The organism is uncultured Helicobacter sp., from assembly GCF_947367035.1.
Lineage (GTDB): Bacteria > Campylobacterota > Campylobacteria > Campylobacterales > Helicobacteraceae > Helicobacter_D.
On the sequence record NZ_CANBCA010000011.1, the window covers coordinates 1 to 17,637 of the forward strand.

18 protein-coding genes are annotated in these 17,637 nt (G+C 35.4%); 9 read left to right on the plus strand and 9 right to left on the minus strand.

Going from position 1 to position 17,637, the window contains the following annotated elements; genetic code table 11:
* The 4 genes from Q0Y61_RS04980 to fliW all read right to left on the minus strand — a co-directional run.
* Positions 1–799, minus strand: a 799-nt coding sequence (locus Q0Y61_RS04980) for a cache domain-containing protein (protein ID WP_297812292.1), incomplete at its 3' end; no start/stop codon positions are given.
* A 113-nt stretch (positions 800–912) separates the two neighbouring features.
* Positions 913–1,845: a tRNA (adenosine(37)-N6)-dimethylallyltransferase MiaA gene (miaA, locus tag Q0Y61_RS04985; protein ID WP_297812295.1), complete on the minus strand. Its 933-nt coding sequence runs from the start codon at positions 1,843–1,845 to the stop codon at positions 913–915.
* 11 nt (positions 1,846–1,856) lie between these two features.
* Positions 1,857–2,600 carry a pyrroline-5-carboxylate reductase gene (proC, locus tag Q0Y61_RS04990; protein WP_297812299.1) on the minus strand — a complete coding sequence of 248 codons (744 nt, stop codon included), beginning with the start codon at positions 2,598–2,600 and terminating at the stop codon, positions 1,857–1,859.
* Positions 2,597–3,037, minus strand: a complete 441-nt coding sequence (gene fliW, locus Q0Y61_RS04995) for a flagellar assembly protein FliW (RefSeq protein ID WP_297812302.1) — start codon at positions 3,035–3,037, stop codon at positions 2,597–2,599. Before fliW ends, proC begins: the two co-directional genes overlap by 4 nt.
* A gap of 295 nt (positions 3,038–3,332) precedes the next feature.
* On the opposite strand from fliW, the gene bamD reads away from it, so the two are divergent.
* From bamD to Q0Y61_RS05035, 8 genes are all read left to right on the plus strand, one after another.
* Positions 3,333–4,001: an outer membrane protein assembly factor BamD gene (gene bamD / locus Q0Y61_RS05000; protein WP_297812305.1), complete on the plus strand. Its 669-nt coding sequence runs from the start codon at positions 3,333–3,335 to the stop codon at positions 3,999–4,001.
* Positions 4,002–4,009: 8 nt separating this feature from the next.
* The gene (gene lon / locus Q0Y61_RS05005) at positions 4,010–6,424 is read left to right on the plus strand and encodes an endopeptidase La (RefSeq protein ID WP_297812307.1); all 2,415 of its coding nucleotides are present in this window, start codon (positions 4,010–4,012) and stop codon (positions 6,422–6,424) included.
* A 55-nt stretch (positions 6,425–6,479) separates the two neighbouring features.
* On the plus strand, positions 6,480–7,136 hold the full coding sequence (locus Q0Y61_RS05010) for a ribonuclease HII (protein WP_366517288.1): 657 nt from the start codon (positions 6,480–6,482) through the stop codon (positions 7,134–7,136).
* Positions 7,137–7,234: 98 nt separating this feature from the next.
* Positions 7,235–8,020, plus strand: a complete 786-nt coding sequence (gene minD / locus Q0Y61_RS05015; RefSeq protein ID WP_297812484.1) for a septum site-determining protein MinD — start codon at positions 7,235–7,237, stop codon at positions 8,018–8,020.
* Entirely contained in the window at positions 8,017–8,253 is a 237-nt protein-coding gene (gene minE / locus Q0Y61_RS05020; protein WP_297812311.1) for a cell division topological specificity factor MinE, read from the plus strand. Before minD ends, minE begins: the two co-directional genes overlap by 4 nt.
* A 7-nt stretch (positions 8,254–8,260) precedes the next feature.
* Positions 8,261–9,343: a divergent polysaccharide deacetylase family protein gene (locus Q0Y61_RS05025; RefSeq protein ID WP_297812315.1), complete on the plus strand. Its 1,083-nt coding sequence runs from the start codon at positions 8,261–8,263 to the stop codon at positions 9,341–9,343.
* 60 nt (positions 9,344–9,403) lie between these two features.
* Entirely contained in the window at positions 9,404–11,533 is a 2,130-nt protein-coding gene (locus Q0Y61_RS05030) for a WD40 repeat domain-containing protein (RefSeq protein WP_297812318.1), read from the plus strand.
* A gap of 9 nt (positions 11,534–11,542) precedes the next feature.
* Positions 11,543–12,346: a DNA-processing protein DprA gene (locus Q0Y61_RS05035; protein ID WP_297812321.1), complete on the plus strand. Its 804-nt coding sequence runs from the start codon at positions 11,543–11,545 to the stop codon at positions 12,344–12,346.
* Positions 12,347–12,456: 110 nt separating this feature from the next.
* Here the strand turns inward: Q0Y61_RS05035 and Q0Y61_RS05040 are convergent, their stop codons facing one another.
* On the minus strand, positions 12,457–12,906 hold the full coding sequence (locus Q0Y61_RS05040; RefSeq protein ID WP_297812324.1) for a YqaA family protein: 450 nt from the start codon (positions 12,904–12,906) through the stop codon (positions 12,457–12,459).
* Positions 12,907–12,930: 24 nt separating this feature from the next.
* The gene (locus Q0Y61_RS05045; protein WP_297812328.1) at positions 12,931–13,878 is read right to left on the minus strand and encodes a D-2-hydroxyacid dehydrogenase; all 948 of its coding nucleotides are present in this window, start codon (positions 13,876–13,878) and stop codon (positions 12,931–12,933) included.
* A 53-nt stretch (positions 13,879–13,931) separates the two neighbouring features.
* Between Q0Y61_RS05045 and argB the strand changes: the two genes are divergently transcribed.
* Complete coding sequence (gene argB, locus Q0Y61_RS05050; protein ID WP_297812331.1) at positions 13,932–14,786, plus strand: acetylglutamate kinase; 855 nt, start codon at positions 13,932–13,934, stop codon at positions 14,784–14,786.
* A 215-nt stretch (positions 14,787–15,001) separates the two neighbouring features.
* Here the strand turns inward: argB and Q0Y61_RS05055 are convergent, their stop codons facing one another.
* From Q0Y61_RS05055 to Q0Y61_RS05065, 3 genes are read right to left on the minus strand one after another with little or no spacing between them, the layout of a single operon-like run.
* Entirely contained in the window at positions 15,002–16,264 is a 1,263-nt protein-coding gene (locus tag Q0Y61_RS05055; RefSeq protein WP_297812335.1) for an HD domain-containing protein, read from the minus strand.
* Positions 16,242–16,802, minus strand: coding sequence for a ribosome-associated translation inhibitor RaiA (raiA, locus tag Q0Y61_RS05060; RefSeq protein WP_297812338.1), 561 nt, complete (start codon positions 16,800–16,802; stop codon positions 16,242–16,244). The genes Q0Y61_RS05055 and raiA overlap by 23 nt, the downstream gene beginning before the upstream one ends.
* Before the next feature lie 38 nt (positions 16,803–16,840).
* Entirely contained in the window at positions 16,841–17,626 is a 786-nt protein-coding gene (locus tag Q0Y61_RS05065; RefSeq protein ID WP_297812341.1) for a shikimate dehydrogenase, read from the minus strand.
* Positions 17,627–17,637: the final 11 nt, after the last annotated feature.

Consider the following 17,637-nt stretch of genomic DNA (forward strand, 5'->3'; position numbering starts at 1 on the left):
GGATAAGGTTTGCAGTGTTTGTATTGTGGTTGAGGTAGGAGAAGAAGTGGGTGAGATTGTTTTGTATTGCACGCACACTAAAAATAAGATTGTTATAAAATGCCCAAATTAGTGGAACTAAAATTACTAATAGGATAACGATCCCGATTGAAAATGCTTTAAATAGTGCGGTATCAATAAAGCCCACAACATCATAGGAGATTTGATTGACATATTTGCTTAGGGTATCTACATAAACACCTGTGGAAATCCAAATATTTTCAGTATTTGGAATCATTGTAGCATAACCGACTTTTTGTGCTGTCCCAAGACCGCCATCAGGAAGTGGTTTGCTAAAAGAAAAACGAACAAATTTTGTCTGTTGTTTTTGTGTTTTTGCAGTTTCGTATAAATCTCTGACATAATATATGCCATTCGTATCTTTGGCTTCATAAAGTGATTTTCCAATCAAATCTTTACGCGTTGGGTGTGCCACAGGCGTCCATTCTTTATAGGCAAAATAATACCCACTTTTATCCGATTCAAATCGGAATTTTTCAATTGCTTTTGCTATAATCGCAATTTGCGAAGGCTCGTCTAGCCCAACAATTAGTTCACCTAATGCTTCTGCTAAACTATCGGTTGCAAGCTTGATTTTTTGCTCCACTTCCTCACTTACGGCTTGATGAATTTCAGCCTCTGTATTATGAACCATATCTTGCTTAAAATACATTATAATGCTAGATATGCTTGCTAGGCTAATTATCATACCGACTACAAGCATTGAAATTTTTAGTTTTAATGACAGATGTTTATACATAGACCCTCCTTGAAGATTCAATCACATAGACTTAATTATATAACTTTAGTCTTTAAAAAGTTTAAAATAATCTTGTATAAAGATAAACTGCGCGGAGTTTATTTGAAACAAAATTATAAAGAAATTTGAGAACAAATTTCTGTTGCGCTGCCACAAAAATGTGAAGGAAATTGTGTTTTGTTGAAAGTGCGTTGGCGTTTGGCGAGTTGAGCTGTGTGTATAGAAATAGAGTCGCAAAGAGATTGTAGAGAAGAAATAGGTGCAGTTTGCGAGCTTATTGATAGGAGCTGCTTTTGATGATTGAGATATTCCAAAGTCTCTTTAATGCCAATGCTCTTAATCCATTGATGATGGATTCCATAATGTGCAACTAATCTTTGTACCTCTTCTATAAGTCCGCTCTTAAGCATATTTTGTGTGCGTTCTTTAATTCTTGTTTTTAATAATTCACGCGTTAATACGATTTCAAAGATTTCACAGGATTGTAAAATCGGTTTGGGGGGATGGTTTGCAAAATACACACTAGGTGCGGTTTGTGTAGAGAAATAAATTTCTAATGCGCGTGTAATGCGGTAGGAATCTTGAGGTTTAATTTTGTTTGCATAAAGGGAATCCACTTTGGATAAATAGAGATATTTTGCTTGTAAATCCCCTAAGTTTTGCAGTGTAGATTCTATCTGTAATTTTTGAGATGGGGATAGTGCAGGTGCGGGAGAAAGTCCATAGAGTAAAGCCTTGAGATAAAAGCTTGTGCCTCCCACAATTAAAAGGTGTCTATGATTGGTTTCGCAGAATCTTTTTGCTTCATAGTATGCTTGGACAAAATTATAAACATTTTGTGATTCATTGGGACTTAAGACATCTATACCAAAATGCGGGATTCCTTTTCTCTCTTCAAGACTGGGTTTCGCACTTGCAATATTAATTTCTTGGTAAATACTTAAAGAATCCAAGGAAAGAATTGCACAATGACGCGTAGAAGCAAGTTCTAATGCTAATGCACTTTTGCCTGAACCACTACCACCTAAAATCGCAATAATTCGCAAATGATGGCTTGCTAGGCAAAGTTTTTAGAAGCTAAAATCGCTTCTAAAAAGGCATTTTTAAGAGCGTGCTTTTCTAGGGTCGCTATACCTTGTGCCGTAGAACCTCCCGGACTCATCACATTTTCTTTAAGCAATGTTGGGTGATTTTGTTCCAAGAGTTTTGCAAAGCCATTAAACAATGTGCGCACGATTTGTGTGGAATCTTCGCGTTTTAAACCATAGGTTACACCACTATCAATCAGTGATTCGGCAACAAGCGCCAAAAATGCTGGCGCACAACCACCCAATGCAGTGGCTAAAGGAAAATCTTTTTCTGTAAGCCACACGCTTTTACCAATAGAATCAAAAATCGCAAAAGATTCTTCTTTAAAAGCCGAATCACCACAAAGACTTGTAATAGATTGTCCAACACTTGCGCAGATATTTGGCATTGCTCGGATATAATTTTCTGACTCTATTGTTTTTTTCAAAGTTTCTAGGCTCGTGGCATTAAGGATAGAATAGATGCATTTTGCTTTACCTTGAAAGTGAAATTCATTCAAGGCATAAGGTTTAATACAAAGCAGAAGTTCATCATTTTCTTTGAGTGAAAGGATGGAGTTTTTCAAAAATAGAGGTGTGAGGCTTAATTCTTCACAAAAAGCTTGGATCTTTGCATTATCACGACCGCAAACAAATAATTGGTATTTGGCTTTTAAGCCTTGTGCTAAGGCTTTTGCCATTTTTCCATAGCCTAAAAGGATTAAGGATTTCATTCCGCGGTTTTATTGTTGCTAAAGTCAAAAAATTTTGAAATGGGTTCAGATAATCCAAAGTTTTCGTATTTAAAATTCTCTAGAACAACTTGTGCCATTGTGAGGTTTTCAAAGTTGAAAAGCACAGGAGCCAAAAAATTCACGCTAGATTCTTCAATGGGTTCTTTAACACAGACAATATTTAATGTAACAAGTTTGGAGTTTTGAGGGTCAGTGTTTGTTTTGCCTTTTAAATCTAAAAGGGCTTTAACAGGAGAAGGAATTTCAAACTCATAATCTGTGCGCATTGCATAAGGATTAACTAATGTAAAAGAAATGCCATCGTTTGCACAGCTTTTTAATTGCATAAAAGTTTCATCATCTTTTGCGATTTTCTCTAGCTTCATCTTTTGGATATGTTCAAAACCTAAAATCGGGGATTTAACTACAAATTCCATTACCTTTTCCTTCGCAAATTAGCGTTCATAGTTAGCGTAAAATCTTTATGAAAATAATTCTTTATCTAAAAGTTTTATGTGAGATTTTATCGCAATAAAAACAAAAAATCAATTTTATTTTTAAAAAAATTATAAAATCTCTATACAAATCCGCTATAATTACGACTATTTTTGACTTTTGGCTTTAAAATGTTTCTTAGCTTGTAAGATAATTTATGGTAAATTTTAGTTTAAAATCTTTTTGCTAAGGTTAAAGGTTACAATCCAAATTAATTTATTAAGGAATCTATAAACAATGTTAAAAATCATTAAAATTCCCTTTTTTGCTTTATGTTTATTCGTATTTTTAGGAGCTTGTTCATCTAAAACTAACAGCGGTTTAGCTTTAGATGAAGTGAATAAACCCGCGGATTATTGGTATCAAAATATGTTAAAGGAAATTCGCAATGGCGATTTAGAAAAAGCTGATAGTTATTTTGTTTCCTTACAGAGTGAGCATTTAAATTCCCCACTTTTGAGTGAAGCAATGTTGATTTTAGGACGTGCGCATATGCAAGAAGAGGAGTATTTGTTAGCGGGATTCTATTTTGATGAATTTATGAAACGTTTTGGAAATGAAAAAAACATTGATTTTGTGCAGTATTTAAAATTGCAAGCGAATTATTTTGCTTTTGGAAAGCAATTTCGTGACCAGCAATTATTGCTTCAGTCCATTAATGAAGCCAAAGCTTTTGACCAAAAATACCCTTATTCTCGTTATCGTCCAATGGTAGATACAATGCTTTTAAAGCTTGAGTTGGCAAATTTAAGCCTTAACAAAGAGATAATCAAGATCTATAAGCGTAAAGACAAAACAAATGCCGCAGAATTTTATCAACAAAAAATTGATGAGAACGCTTGGATTAAAGATGTGTATTATCAAGAGGCTCATTCTCCTTGGTATCAAAGAATGTTTGAGTGGTAGGAGAGAATATGCAATTAGAACGTTATGGAGAATTTCCAAAAAATCTACCCGTAATTGTAGAAGAAGAGATGTTTCTTTATCCTTTTATGATTGCACCCTTATTTGTGAGTGATGAAGAAAATCTAAAAGCTATTGATTTGGCAATGGAATCTCAAGATAAACTTATTTTTATTACAGCTTCTAAGTCTAGTGAGATTGGCGAGAGTGATACAGGATTCTATGATGTGGGTGTGATTGGGGTGATTATGCGTCGTGTGGCATTACCTGAAGGACGTGTGAAGATTCTATTTCAAGGTTTAAGTCGCGGGCGCTTACTTCAAATAGAATCCAAAATTCCTCTGAGGGGCAAGATTGAGCCTATTCTATCATTAGCCTTTGATTCTGCGCGAATGGAGGCAATTTTATCGGTTTTAAAAGAGCGATTGCGAAACCTCTATAATATTGCACAAAACTTTCCACAAGATTTATTAAAGAGTATTAATGAGACAATGGACCCCAATCGTGCGGCAGATTTGATTGCAAGTGCAATTCGGCTTAAAAAAGACCAAGCTTATAAAATCTTTAAAGAAAATGACCCAGAAGAACGTTTGTTGAGCTTGATTGAAATTGTTATGGAAGAAATCCGCGCCCAACAAATTCAAAAAGAAATTAGAACTAAAGTTAATTCTCAAATGGAAAAAATTAACAAAGAATATTTCTTAAAAGAGCAGTTAAAGCAAATCCAAAGAGAATTAGGCGGGGATAGTGGCAAGGATACAGAGATAGAGGAATACCGCCAAAAGTTAGAAAAACTAAAAAGTAATATGAGTAAAGATGCTTACAAAGAGATTTCTAAGCAGATTAATAAACTCTCAAGAATGCACCAAGATAGTGCAGATGCAAATTTATTGCAAAATTATGTTGAATTAGTCTTAGAGATTCCTTTTGGTCTCTTTGCGAAAAAACCACTTAAGATTGATGAGGTAGAAAAACAGCTCAACAAAGACCATTTCGCATTAGAGAAGCCAAAAGAGCGGATTATAGAGTATTTTGCGGTACGCGAATTGCTTGCCTTACGCGGTAAAGGCAACAATGAAAACAAAGGCACGATTTTGTGCTTTTATGGACCGCCTGGAGTTGGTAAGACAAGCCTCGCAAACTCCATTGCCACAGCCTTGAAGCGTAAATTAGTCAGAATCGCATTGGGAGGCTTAGAAGATGTGAATGAATTGCGTGGGCATCGCCGAACTTATATTGGTGCAATGCCCGGTAGAATCGTGCAAGGTTTGATTGATGCTAAAGAGATGAATCCAGTAGTCGTGCTAGATGAAATAGACAAAGTCCATAATTCTTTTCGCGGAGACCCCTCTTCTGTATTGCTAGAGATTTTAGACCCAGAGCAAAATAAGGAGTTTAGGGATTATTATACGAATTTTGATTTAGATTTATCGCAAGTGATTTTTATCGCCACAGCGAACGATATTGGTGCAATTCCCGCTCCTTTGCGTGATAGAATGGAGTTTATTAATATCAACAGCTACACACCGAGTCAAAAGGAACAAATTGCCAAAAAATATTTAATACCACAAGAGCTTAAAAAACACGGCTTACAAAATAATGAGATTCATTTCTCAAGTAGCGCAATTAAGATGTTAATTGAAAAATACACTAGAGAGGCAGGTGTGCGGAATCTTCGCCGCAAGATTGCACAGATTTTGCGTAAAGTGGCAAAAAATATTTTACAAGCACCACAAGAAAGAATCCAAATTACACCTAAAAATCTGCACGAATTTTTAGATAAGATTGTCTTTGAGTTTGAAAATGCAAGTAAAAATGCAGAAGTTGGGTTAGTCAATGGGCTTGCTTGGACGAGTGTAGGGGGAGATGTTTTAAGAATAGAGGCACTTAAAATCAAAGGTAAGGGCGGTTTGCATTTGACGGGAAATTTAGGCAATGTGATGAAAGAAAGCGCAAAAATTGCCTATTCTTATGTCAAATCTTTGATTGATAGTGGAGTGTTAAAGGTGGATTGTAGGTTGATTCCAGAAACTCCAAAAGAAAAAGAAGAAGGTATCAAGCCAAGCGCTAGTGAGATTTATAATCGTTTTGATGTGCATTTACACGTGCCAGAAGGTGCGACACCAAAGGACGGACCAAGTGCTGGAATCGCCATTGCTAGTGCGCTTGCTTCCTTGCTTACGAATAAAAAAGCACGTAGCAATGTGGCAATGACAGGAGAGCTAACCTTAAGAGGAAAAGTTTTGCCCATTGGAGGATTGCAAGAAAAGCTGATTGCAGCCTATAAATCTGGAATGAAAGAAGTATTGATTCCAAAGAAAAATTTTGAACGAGATATGGACGAGATTCCACAAGAAGTAAAAGATGGGTTGCAGATTCGTCCTGTGAGTGAGTTTAAAGAAGTTTTACGCCTAATCTTAGAGTAAGGTGTGATGAAACAACGAGATAAAAGCCTTTTGCTTTGGGGTTCTATATTTAAAGATGGCTTCAAATTTTAATCCCACACTAGAATCCAATTCTGTGAGGCAAATTCTAGAATCTCTCGCAATTCCTTTTTGTCAATACCCTGCAATTTGTGGGATAGATGAAGCGGGGAGAGGTTGTATTGCGGGTTCGCTTTTTGTGTGTGGTGTGGTGTTGAAAAATCCTCCTGATAGATTCTTGAGTCAGCTTAAGGATTCTAAAGTGCTTTCTCAAATCACACGGGATTCTTTAGCAGAGCAAATTAAGCAATACACATACTTTCATCTGGTGCAAACGAGTGCCGATATGATTGATGCCAAGGGTTTAAGCGTGTGTATAAGGGACTCTTTGCTTGAAATTTTATCGCATTTAAATGCTCCTTTTTATGTGTTTGATGGTTCTTGTAATTTTAAGATTGATACCTTAAAAACGCTTGTTAAAGGGGATTCTAAATTGTATGCTATTAGTGCGGCAAGTATTTTGGCAAAAAGCGCAAAAGATGCAGAAATGCTACAATGGCACGAAAAATACCCCCAATATGACTTTGCACACAATAAGGGTTATGGCACAAAGGCGCATTTAAATGCAATTAAAAAGTATGGATTCTGTGCAATTCATCGGAAAAGTTATCATATCAAATCCCTTTCAAATCTTTTTAAACTTTGCGAAAAATAGGGCTAAAATTTTTTATATTTAATTCCTATTAAATGCTTCAAAAGTTATAATTGTTAGCTTAATTTTACAAGGAAGGTGTTGCTTTGAGTGGATGTGTGATGACAATTACCTCTGGTAAAGGCGGGGTGGGAAAATCCACCACGACTGCAAATCTTGCAGTTGGATTAGCTCAACTGGGCAAAAAAGTAGTGGCGGTGGATTTTGACATTGGTTTGCGTAATTTAGATATGATTTTGGGTTTAGAAAATCGCATTGTATATGATATTGTGAATGTAATGGAGGGAGAGTGTAACCTCTCTCAAGCACTTATTAACGACAAAAAGACGAAGAATCTTTATTTCCTCCCTGCAAGTCAGAGCAAAGATAAAAATATCTTGGATAAAGAAAAAGTTGCATTATTGATTTGTAAGCTAAGAGAGGAATTTGACTTTATTTTGCTTGATTCTCCCGCGGGGATTGAAGGAGGGTTTGAACACGCAATTTTTCTAGCTGATAGGGCATTAATTGTTTCTACACCGGAAGTTTCAAGTGTGCGTGATGCAGATAGAGTAATAGGAATCATTGATGCAAAAAGTCAAAAAGCACAAATGGGACAAGAAGTGTTAAAACACGTTATTATTAATCGGTTAAAACCTGAAATGGTAGAAAAAGGCGAGATGTTGAGCGTAGAAGATGTGTTAAATATCCTTGCTTTGCCTTTGCTTGGAATCGTACCAGAAGATGAAAAAATCATCTCTTCTACCAATATGGGAGAACCCGTGATTTATAGCAATTCTTTATCTGCACAGGCTTATCAGAATATCGCAAAACGCATTTTGGGGGAAGAAGTGCCTTATTTAGAGTTAAAGGTCAAAAAGGGATTTTTTGGGAGGCTGTTTAAATGAGTTTTATGAATAAACTCTTTAGTGGAAAAAAACCTTCTGCTCAAGAGGCGAGAGACCGCTTAACATTGATTTTAGCCCACGAGCGCGCCATTAATGTGCCTTATATGGACGCAATGAAAAAAGAAATTTTAGAGGTGATTAAAAAATATACAAAAGCCCAAAAAATTGACATTAAAACAGATTCCAATCAAGATTTTAATACGCTTGAAGTTGAGATTTTGCTAGAAAAATAACTCTCAAATGGATAAAGTAAAGCCCCTAACGATTGGTATTATCGCATTATTGCTCCTATTGCTTAGTTTTAACTTTATCCCCAAAGATTCCAAGTCCCCAAAGATTCCATTATCCAAAACAACAATGTTAAAATCTCCTAGCATAGAATCCAATACTACTTTAGCACAAAACAATGCAGAGTTAATCCAAAAGAATATTGATTTTTTAAAACAAAATTTAGAAGCACTCAAGGCAGATTCTGCTGCATCGGCAGAAGAATCTCCAAACAATATGGAAGTGAATTTAGACTTACAAACGCAATCTAATATGACAAAAGCGCAAGACCATCAAGAAATGCTCCTGTTAAAGGATTATCAAGAGGAATCTCAAGTAGAAAATTTAGAAAATCAAAAGCACAAATGCCAACGTATTAAACCACAACTTGCTATTATCCTTGATGATATAGGAACTTTTGCTCAATATTCTGCCTTAACCAAAATTAAATATAAAATCACACCCTCACTTTTTCCTAGGAGTAAAGCCAGCCCACAAACTCCAAAAATAGCAAAAATAGCCCCTTTTTATATGGTGCATTTACCGCTTGAAGCATTAAATTTTTATCAAGAGGGACACGATTTGTTGTTTGTGGGTGATTCAAAAGACAAAATTGAGCAAAGAATCCAAGCCATCAAGCAAGATTTTCCGACACTAACTTATCTCAATAATCACACAGGAAGTAAATTCACGCAAAACTTGGATTCTATGAAGTTACTTTTAGAAACGCTTGCAAAATATAAAATAAGTTTTTTGGATTCTAAAACAGCTTCTAATACTAAAACAAGCACTTTTTATGCTACGCATACTCAAGAATTGCTTAATCCTTGTCAAGGTAATTTTTTAGAACGTGATGTATTTTTGGATAATGAATTAAATATTCCAAAGATTACACAAAATCTAATCCAAGCGGTTAAAATTGCAAAAACTAAAGGCTATGCTATTGCCATTGGACATCCGCATAAAGAAACTTTATTGGCTCTTAAAAACGCGGAAGACTATCTAGCCAAAAGTGGAGTAGAAATGGTGTATATTAATGAAATTATCGCACCCTAACTATTCTATAAAGAACTTATGCTAAAATACCTTTTAGTTTAAGAAATTAAGGGATTCCTAATGACAACCCCAAAAGAGACTCAACAACTGCAAGGAAGCATTTTAAGTATTGCTCCTGTAAAAGATTCAACATTTTGTATTGATAATGTTTTTTATATCTCTGAAATTAACCAAAGTCTGCATATCGCCACAAGTATCCGAGTGATTAAAGATATGGAATCTCCTCACCGCTATTCCCACGCTTTTGGTATTTCGCCTAATTCTTACTTTTGTTTTCCAATTATGGGTGAGAAAAAGGCATTTATTTTAGAGCTTAATGGTTCTGCATTAAAGCATATTGCGACACTAGAGGACCACGATGGGGATATAGAATCTTGTGCATTTTCTCAAGATGGAAGATTTTTTGCTTCGGGGGGGCAAGACGGAAGAGTTTTTTTGTATGAGGGACGCAGTTTTTTGGCTATTTCTTCATTATTGGCGCGTTCAGATTATATTTCCACGATTCGTTTTTCTAAAAGTGGTGATTTTATTGCAATTAGTGGATTTGACAAATTTACAATGATTTTTGACCTCTTGCGACATAAAATTGCTTTTAATTTTGTAACACATGATGTGGTAGAGGACGCTTGTTTCTTTGACAACGATGAAAAGGTTTTGCTTGTTTGTCGCAACAATGCAAGTATTATTTTTAGTCTAAGAGAGGGTAAAATCATTTCACAAGAATTTCCCTTTGCTTTTTGGCCTACTAGCATCGCAATTACAGCAGAGGAAGATTATGCGTTAGTTGGCACGCGTTCCGATACGCTTTATGTTCTTTCGCTAAGAGATAATCTCAAAGCAATGGAGATTAAAAATGAGCACGCAGGAATTGCCTCACTTGCTTTTTCTGGTGGATACTTATATATTGGGGCGATTGATGGAACTCTTTTAATCATTGATTATAATGAGGGTAAGGAAGAGTTAGAAGTTAGTCTTCAAAACAAAGATTACAAAAGTGCGCGTGAAGCAATTAATAAAAATGTGTTTTTAAGTATTCACCCTTTGACAAAAGTCTTTGATGAGGTGTGGAGTGAGGTTTTGCAGCAAGCCATTGAATTGCTAAACCAAAATGAGATAGAAAAAGCAGTTGAACTGACTGCCCCTTTTGTTGTGAGTGAATCTAAAAAAAATGAATTTGATTTTTATCTCTCTCAAAAAGATGGGGTTAAAACTTTTTTAGAACTCATTAATAAAAAAGACTTTACCAAAGCGTATGAAATGTTAAAAACTACCAAATTTTTAGTCAAAACACAGGCGTATGAGAAGTTGGAAAATATTTGGAATAAGGCATTTTTCAATGCAAAAAAACTGCTGATGGAAAATGCTGGGACTAATAAACGTTTAGCAGAGCAAAGCCTAGCACCTTTTAATAATACGCCTAAAAAAGAATTGATTGTGCAGCTTTTGCGTAATTGTGATGTGTTTGAAAAAGCAGATGCGTTAATCAAGAAGCAGAATTTTAAAGAATACTTTAGTTTAACTTTTCAATTTTCTTTTTTGCGTGAAACGGATTTATATAAAAAAGTGCTTTTGGTTGGCGAACGAATGCTAACGAATTTGTTGGAATTAGAAAAAAATTTTCAATATGATGAGGCAAAAAAGATTGCAGAGATTTTGCTTGTTTTTCCAACTTTAAAACGTGCAGCAAATGAGCGCATTGTGCTAATGCAGCAAAAAGAGAATCTTTTAAATGCAATTGAGGCAAAAGACATTAAAAAGGTTTATTCACTTGTAGATGAAATTGAAAGTTTGCGTTCTATGCAACAATTCAAGGATTTTACTAAAGATTTTCTAAAATATTATGAAGAAGCGAAATCTTATGCACAAACAGGGAATGCAAAGCACGTAATGGTTGTTTTTGGTGAATATATGGAGATTCATTATTGGGTAGATAAAATTGGCTCTCTTTTAAAAATGGCATATTTAAACCAAATCCAGCAAGCATTAAAAGAATCTGATGTGAATTGGACGATTACTATCAAACGTTATTTTGAACGTTTTGGTAAAAGCATAGAATTAGTTAGGATTCTACAAAATCACCCTTCTAAAGAGATTTTAGAAGAGTTTGAAGGAGAAGGTGAGAGTGATGGCTATCGGCGGTATGGTTTTGTAGATTCTATCGTAATACATATTGTCCAAAAAGAATCCTAAAGAGATATTTTGGAACCTCTGCCAAAAGATTTTGCTATTTTGCCCACGATTCCACCAGAATTGGTGCATTTAGGGCTGAAACAAATCTTTTATTGTGGCGATTTAGACTTACTTCAAAAGCGCAAAATCACAATCGTTGGCACGCGCAACCCCAATCCCTATGCACAAAGTTTTACCCAAATCCTTGCGCGCAAACTTGTTCAAAAGGGTGCAGTGGTTGTAAGTGGTGGCGCACTTGGCACAGATATTATTGCACACCTTGCTGCTATGCCTAATACCATTATGATTTCTCCTTCTTCTTTGGATATTATTTATCCACGAACGAATGCAAAAATTATTCAACAAATCTACCAAAAGGCTCTTATTTTAAGCCCTTTTGATTCGCCCTATAAGCCACATTCTTTTTCTTTTTTGGAGCGTAATAAATTAGTTGTTAGTCTTGGGGAATGTGTCATAATCCCACAGGCGGATTTACAAAGTGGTTCTATGCAAAGTGCAAATTATGCGTTAAGTTTAGGCAAGAAAGTCTTTGTCTTGCCACATCAAATTGGGCAAAGTCAAGGCACGCAAAGTTTAGCCCAAAGTAGCAAAGCACAGGTGATTTGGGAAGTAGATGCGCTGATAGAATCATTAGGGTTTTGTAAGGATTGTAGGCAAGATTTTAAAGATATAGATGCAAAAGATGAGGTTTTGGAGTTTTGTAGGACAAATCCACTTTTTGAAGAGGCGTTTTTGAAGTTTGGTGCAATTCTTTTTGAATATGAGCTAGAGGGGAAAATCAGTCGTCATAATGGTAGAATTGAAGTCTTATAAATTTTGTTTGCAATGACGAATCCTAAACCGATTTGCTATTTTCCACCTGTCATTGCGAGCGTCCGCGAAGCACAAGTTGCAAAGTATTCATACTGCACATCGGCAAGAGATTAAATTATAGATTGCCACCAAGAAAATGCACCCAAAAGAACTAAATAGCGGAATCCTTTACCTAATGCGATAAAAAAGGTAGCTTTCAAAAAAGGATATTGATAAACGCCAAGCGCTAGAGCAAATATATCGCCAATAAAAGGCAAAAAACTAAAAAAGGCAAAACAAAATCCAAGTTTTTGAATCTTGTTTTGATAGTGGTGGATTTTTGCACTAGCAGTTTTAAAATATTTATTTAGCAAATAGTCATTACCAAAGTAGCCTATAGCATAAGTTGTTAGTGCGCCTAGCGTGTTACCTAGTGTGGCAACACACCATACTGCAGATTCTGAATATCCTATGGATACAAAACCTAAGACAAAAACTTCTGAACCTAAAGGATATAAACTACTTGCTAAGAAGCAAATGATTAGCAGCCCTACAAGCCCAAAAGATTCTAAAATTTCCATCAATTTAAATGGGTTCTGTGCAATTTATTTCAAAAACTCTACGATATTTTTTATCACCCCGTCAATTAATTTGTGCTTGCTTGTTTCATAACCCCACGCATTGTGAGGAGTTAAAATTAACTGATTGGCTATTTCTTTATCTAATAAAGGGTGGTTTTGTGGTAAAGGTTCTTTTGTGAAAACATCAAGTCCGGCATAAATTTCGCGCTTTTTGAGTTCATTTGCCAAATCTTCTTCATTTACGATTCCGCCTCGCCCAACATTGATTAGAATCGCGCCGTTTTTTATAAATTGCAAATTGCTTTTATTGAGTAGGTTTTTTGTTTTATCATTCAGTGGAGCGTGAATAGAGAGGACGAAGCATTGTTGCAGGAGAGTTTTTAAATCTTTGTGTGGATAGGCTGCATCAAGATTCTTACCACTTGTAGAGTGATAACACACTTCCGCGCCAAAGGCAGTTGCTAGCTTGGCTACCTCTTGTCCTATGCTTCCTAGCCCTATAATCCCCCATTTTTTACCATAGAGTAACTCTAATGGTTTGGCGAGGTTGGTAAAAAGTGCGCTAGAGGCGTAATAACCGCTTTTACAAAAAAAGTCATAGAGTGGTAGCTTCGCACTTAATGCTAATGCCATCATTAGTGTGTGTTGTGCTACGCTTTTTGTAGAATATCCCGCTACATTTTTGACTTCTATTCCATATTCTTTTGCTACCTCTAAATCCACATTATTCATTCCTGTGGCAGTAATGCAGATAAGTTTTAATTTGTCTTTTAAGGAGTTAAGCATTTCTTTATCTAGCACAACTTTATTGCTAAGTATAATAGTCGCACCCTTTGCTCTTTCTAGGGTTTGTTCAGGCGTAGTGGTTGGATATTCTGTATAGTCTGCATGGGGGAGTTTTTTGAGTAATTTTTCCTGCAAATCGTGTTCTCCCAAGCTTAGTCCGTCTAAAAACACAATTTTTTCTTGCATTTGCAATCCTTTTAGTTATAATTTCGCATTATTTTACTATATAAAGAGGCAAAATGCGTAATTATTCTAAAATTGTTTCTATTCTTTTGGATTCACTACCTTATATTCGGTTTTTTCGTGGTTCTAAAATCGTGATTAAATATGGAGGTGCAGCGCAAATTAACCCAAATTTGAAAGAACAATTTGCGATTGATATCGTGATGCTTTATATGTTGGGAATTAAGCCTATTATTGTGCATGGTGGAGGCAAACGCATTAATGAATTGCTAGATGCGTTGAAGATTCAAAGTGAGTTTGTTGATGGGTTGCGCGTTACGAGTATTGACGCATTAAAAATTGTTGAAATGGTGCTTAGTGGAGAGATTAACAAAGAGATTACAGCTTTTTTAAACTTTCACGGCGTAAATGCCTTAGGTTTAAGCGGTAAAGACGCCTCTTTATTTCAAGCCAAGCCAAAAGATAATGGAAAGTATGGATATACGGGGGAAATTATTGAAACTCATAGCGCAGTGATTGATAATTTATTGGAGCAAAACCTAGTGCCTGTGATTGCACCCATTGCTTGTGGAGAGGAAGCAGGGCATCCTGGTTTTAACATTAACGCAGATTCTGCTGCAAGTGCAATAGCCATTGCCACAGGTGCAAAACGAGCGATTTTTTTAACTGATACAAAAGGTGTTTTGGATAAAAATGGAAACATCATAGAATCCTTAAATATTACCCAAACCGAGAATCTTTACCAAGATGGCACAATTAGTGGCGGAATGATTCCAAAGGTAGAGGCGTGCTTAGATTGTGTAAAGAATGGTGTAGAAAAAGCCCAAATTATTGATGGACGGATTCCACACTCTTTACTTTTAGAGCTTTTTACAAGTGCGGGAGTGGGGACAGAATTTACAGCAGAATAATCTTTATAAAGAAAACTAAACAATAGAATCTCTAAAGAGAAATTTTAATGATAGATTGTTTCATTGGCGTCTGCAATGACGAAAAATAAAATTGCTTTGCCATTCTGAAGCAATCGCGAAAAATCTTCAAAAGAGTTATATCTCATTACAAAGACTCATAGGAGATTTACTTCGTTTGTGGGTTTTGAAAAATGAGATATTTTGAATGCTAAGTTTTATTTGCCATAAAATACAGAATCCAAAATCTTGATTTTTTCCTGTAAAATATGCGCTTTAATTGCTTCGCTTTTGGGAGGACTTTTTTGGGATTCTAGCCAAGTTTTAGGGGAATAAATATTTAATGCATTAAAGGTGTGCATTAGACGTTCTTTAAAACTTTCGCTTGCAATAGAATCTTTGGGAATGCGACCCTCTTTATCTGCAATAAGCAAAGCAAATTGTAAATGAAACAATAAAGAATCTTTTTTAAAAGATTCAAAAAATTTTACCACTTTAGAGGGGCACATTTTATCTAATTGATAAATTTTAATATGATTTTTGATAAGTTGTAGCATAGGTTTTTGGATAGATTTTGGGATTGAAATATCTAAGGTGGGTAAAAGATATTCTAGTTTGTCATGTCCGCTGGAATTGCCAAAATTACGATAGCAATAAGGCTTTGCAATATCGTGATAAAGGGCAGCAAACTTTAAAATCAAGGTTTGTTTTTCTAGGCTAGATTCTGCACTAATGGTTTTTAATGTCTCTAAAAGTGATTCTGCAATCCTTAAAACTTCCATTGTATGTGCAAAAACAGAGGATTCTAGATGATATAAATTTCCTTCTTTTAATGTAGTGAGTGCATAAATATGGGGGAAAATAATATCTAAAACTCCCAATTCAAAAAGTGTTTCAAAAAATAAAGCAGTATTGGGAAATTTTAATGCAGATTCCACCTCTTTATAGACGCGGTTGGGTTCTAAGGATTTTAATTCTTCACGCATTTTATAGATAAGCACTTTTGTGCTAGGGTGGATTTTCCAAGAGATTCCAAATCGTGCGCGAAACCTTGCAATTCTAAGCACACGCAAAGGGTCTTCGCAAAAAGATTCTGAAGTATGTCGTAAAATTTTGTTTTGCAAATCGTTGATGCCATTAAAGGGGTCGTAATATTTGTTGTTTTCTTCATCAAATGCAATAGAGTTAATCGTCAAATCTCTTCGTTTTAAATCTTCCTCTAATGAGACTTGCTGCGTTTGTATGCTAAATCCATTATAACCTGCGCAAATTTTTTTCTCTTTACGCGCTAAAGCGATTTGTGAGCCATCTTTTTGTAAAAAGACAGGAAAACTTTTACCCACTTGTGGCAAATGACTAAAATCCTCTTGTTGATAGCCAACAGCTACATAATCTTTATCTTCAATGGGTTGATTTAAGAGTTTATCACGAACTGCACCACCCACTAGATAAATGCGTTTAATACAATCCGTATTTTCCATCAATTCGTTTATAAATTACGCGCATTTTGGAATCTTTATCATTGAAAACAAAAAATTGTTGTGAACTACTTTTTAATCTCTCTAATGCGTCTTCAATATCAAGAGGCTTGTGTAAATCTAGGTCCATTGGCACAATTTCATCTTCACCTTTATAGGCAATTGCTTCATCGCGTAAGATTTCGTTCGCAATAATGGTTTCACTTGGAATTGCTTGTTTATGGTTGATTTTATCGTGGTAGCGGCGCAAGATTTTATGCATACGCATAATTGCAAGGTCTGCCGCGGTGTAAAGGTCTTTGTCATTTTGATTGATAACCACAGTGTTAGCGTGAGCCAAAGAGAGTGTGAGGTCAATCGTCCAAAAATGTTTTTTCTTTTTTTCACCTTTTTTATTTCCTTTTTTCTCTTGATGAGAAATTACAACACGTGCATTTAAAATCTCTAAATTATATTTTTCCAAGCCTTCTACCAAGCGACAAATGTAATCTTTAATAGAATCTGTGAGTTCAAAATGTCGTGAAGTAATGATAGTATGCATCTTTAGTCTCCTATTTAGAATTGAACTATTTTAGCATATTAAAGCACACTTTGCATACTTTGATGTAAAATTGTTTTATCAATAGAGATATTTTGGGATTCCATAAAAATTTCAAAAGCTAAAATTGCTTGATGAATTAGCATTTGTTTGCCATCACTATGTGGGATATTTAGGCTTTTTGCGAGACTTAAAAAAGGTGTTTCTTTGCCATAAACTAAATCAAATGCGAATTTAGAAGAACTTAAAAGGGGTGTGAGAATTGCAGCATCTAAGGGCAGGGAAAGATTGATTAGTCCCGCAGGTGTAGTGTTGATAATGAGTTCATAAACTTGAGGAGTAAAGTTTTCAAAAGTAGCAGTATAGAATCCCGTTTGAGCAAAGTTTATCAAACGCTCTTGTGAGCGATTGATAATTGTTACGCATAAGCCTTTTTCTCTTAAAATAGTTGCAAGCGCCCTTGCAGAACCACCAGCTCCTATAATTAAGGCGTTTCTTGGGTTAAGAGATTCTATACATTGATAGAATCCTAACGCGTCTGTGTTATAACCTAATGTTTTATTGTTTTTAAAGACAAGTGTATTAACTGCGCCAATTTGTCGTGCGATTCCAATAACTTCATCACACGACTGAAAAGCAATTTCTTTGTAGGGGACGGTGATATTTGCGCCTTTTAAATGTAGAGTTTTTAGAATAGAAAATTTTTGGTTTTGTTCTAATAAATAGCGACCATAAAAACCGCAAATTCCTAAAGCTTTAAAAGCAGAGTTATACAAAATGGGAGATAAGGAGTGATGAATCGGGTTACCAATCACTGCAAATTGCATAAAATTCCTTG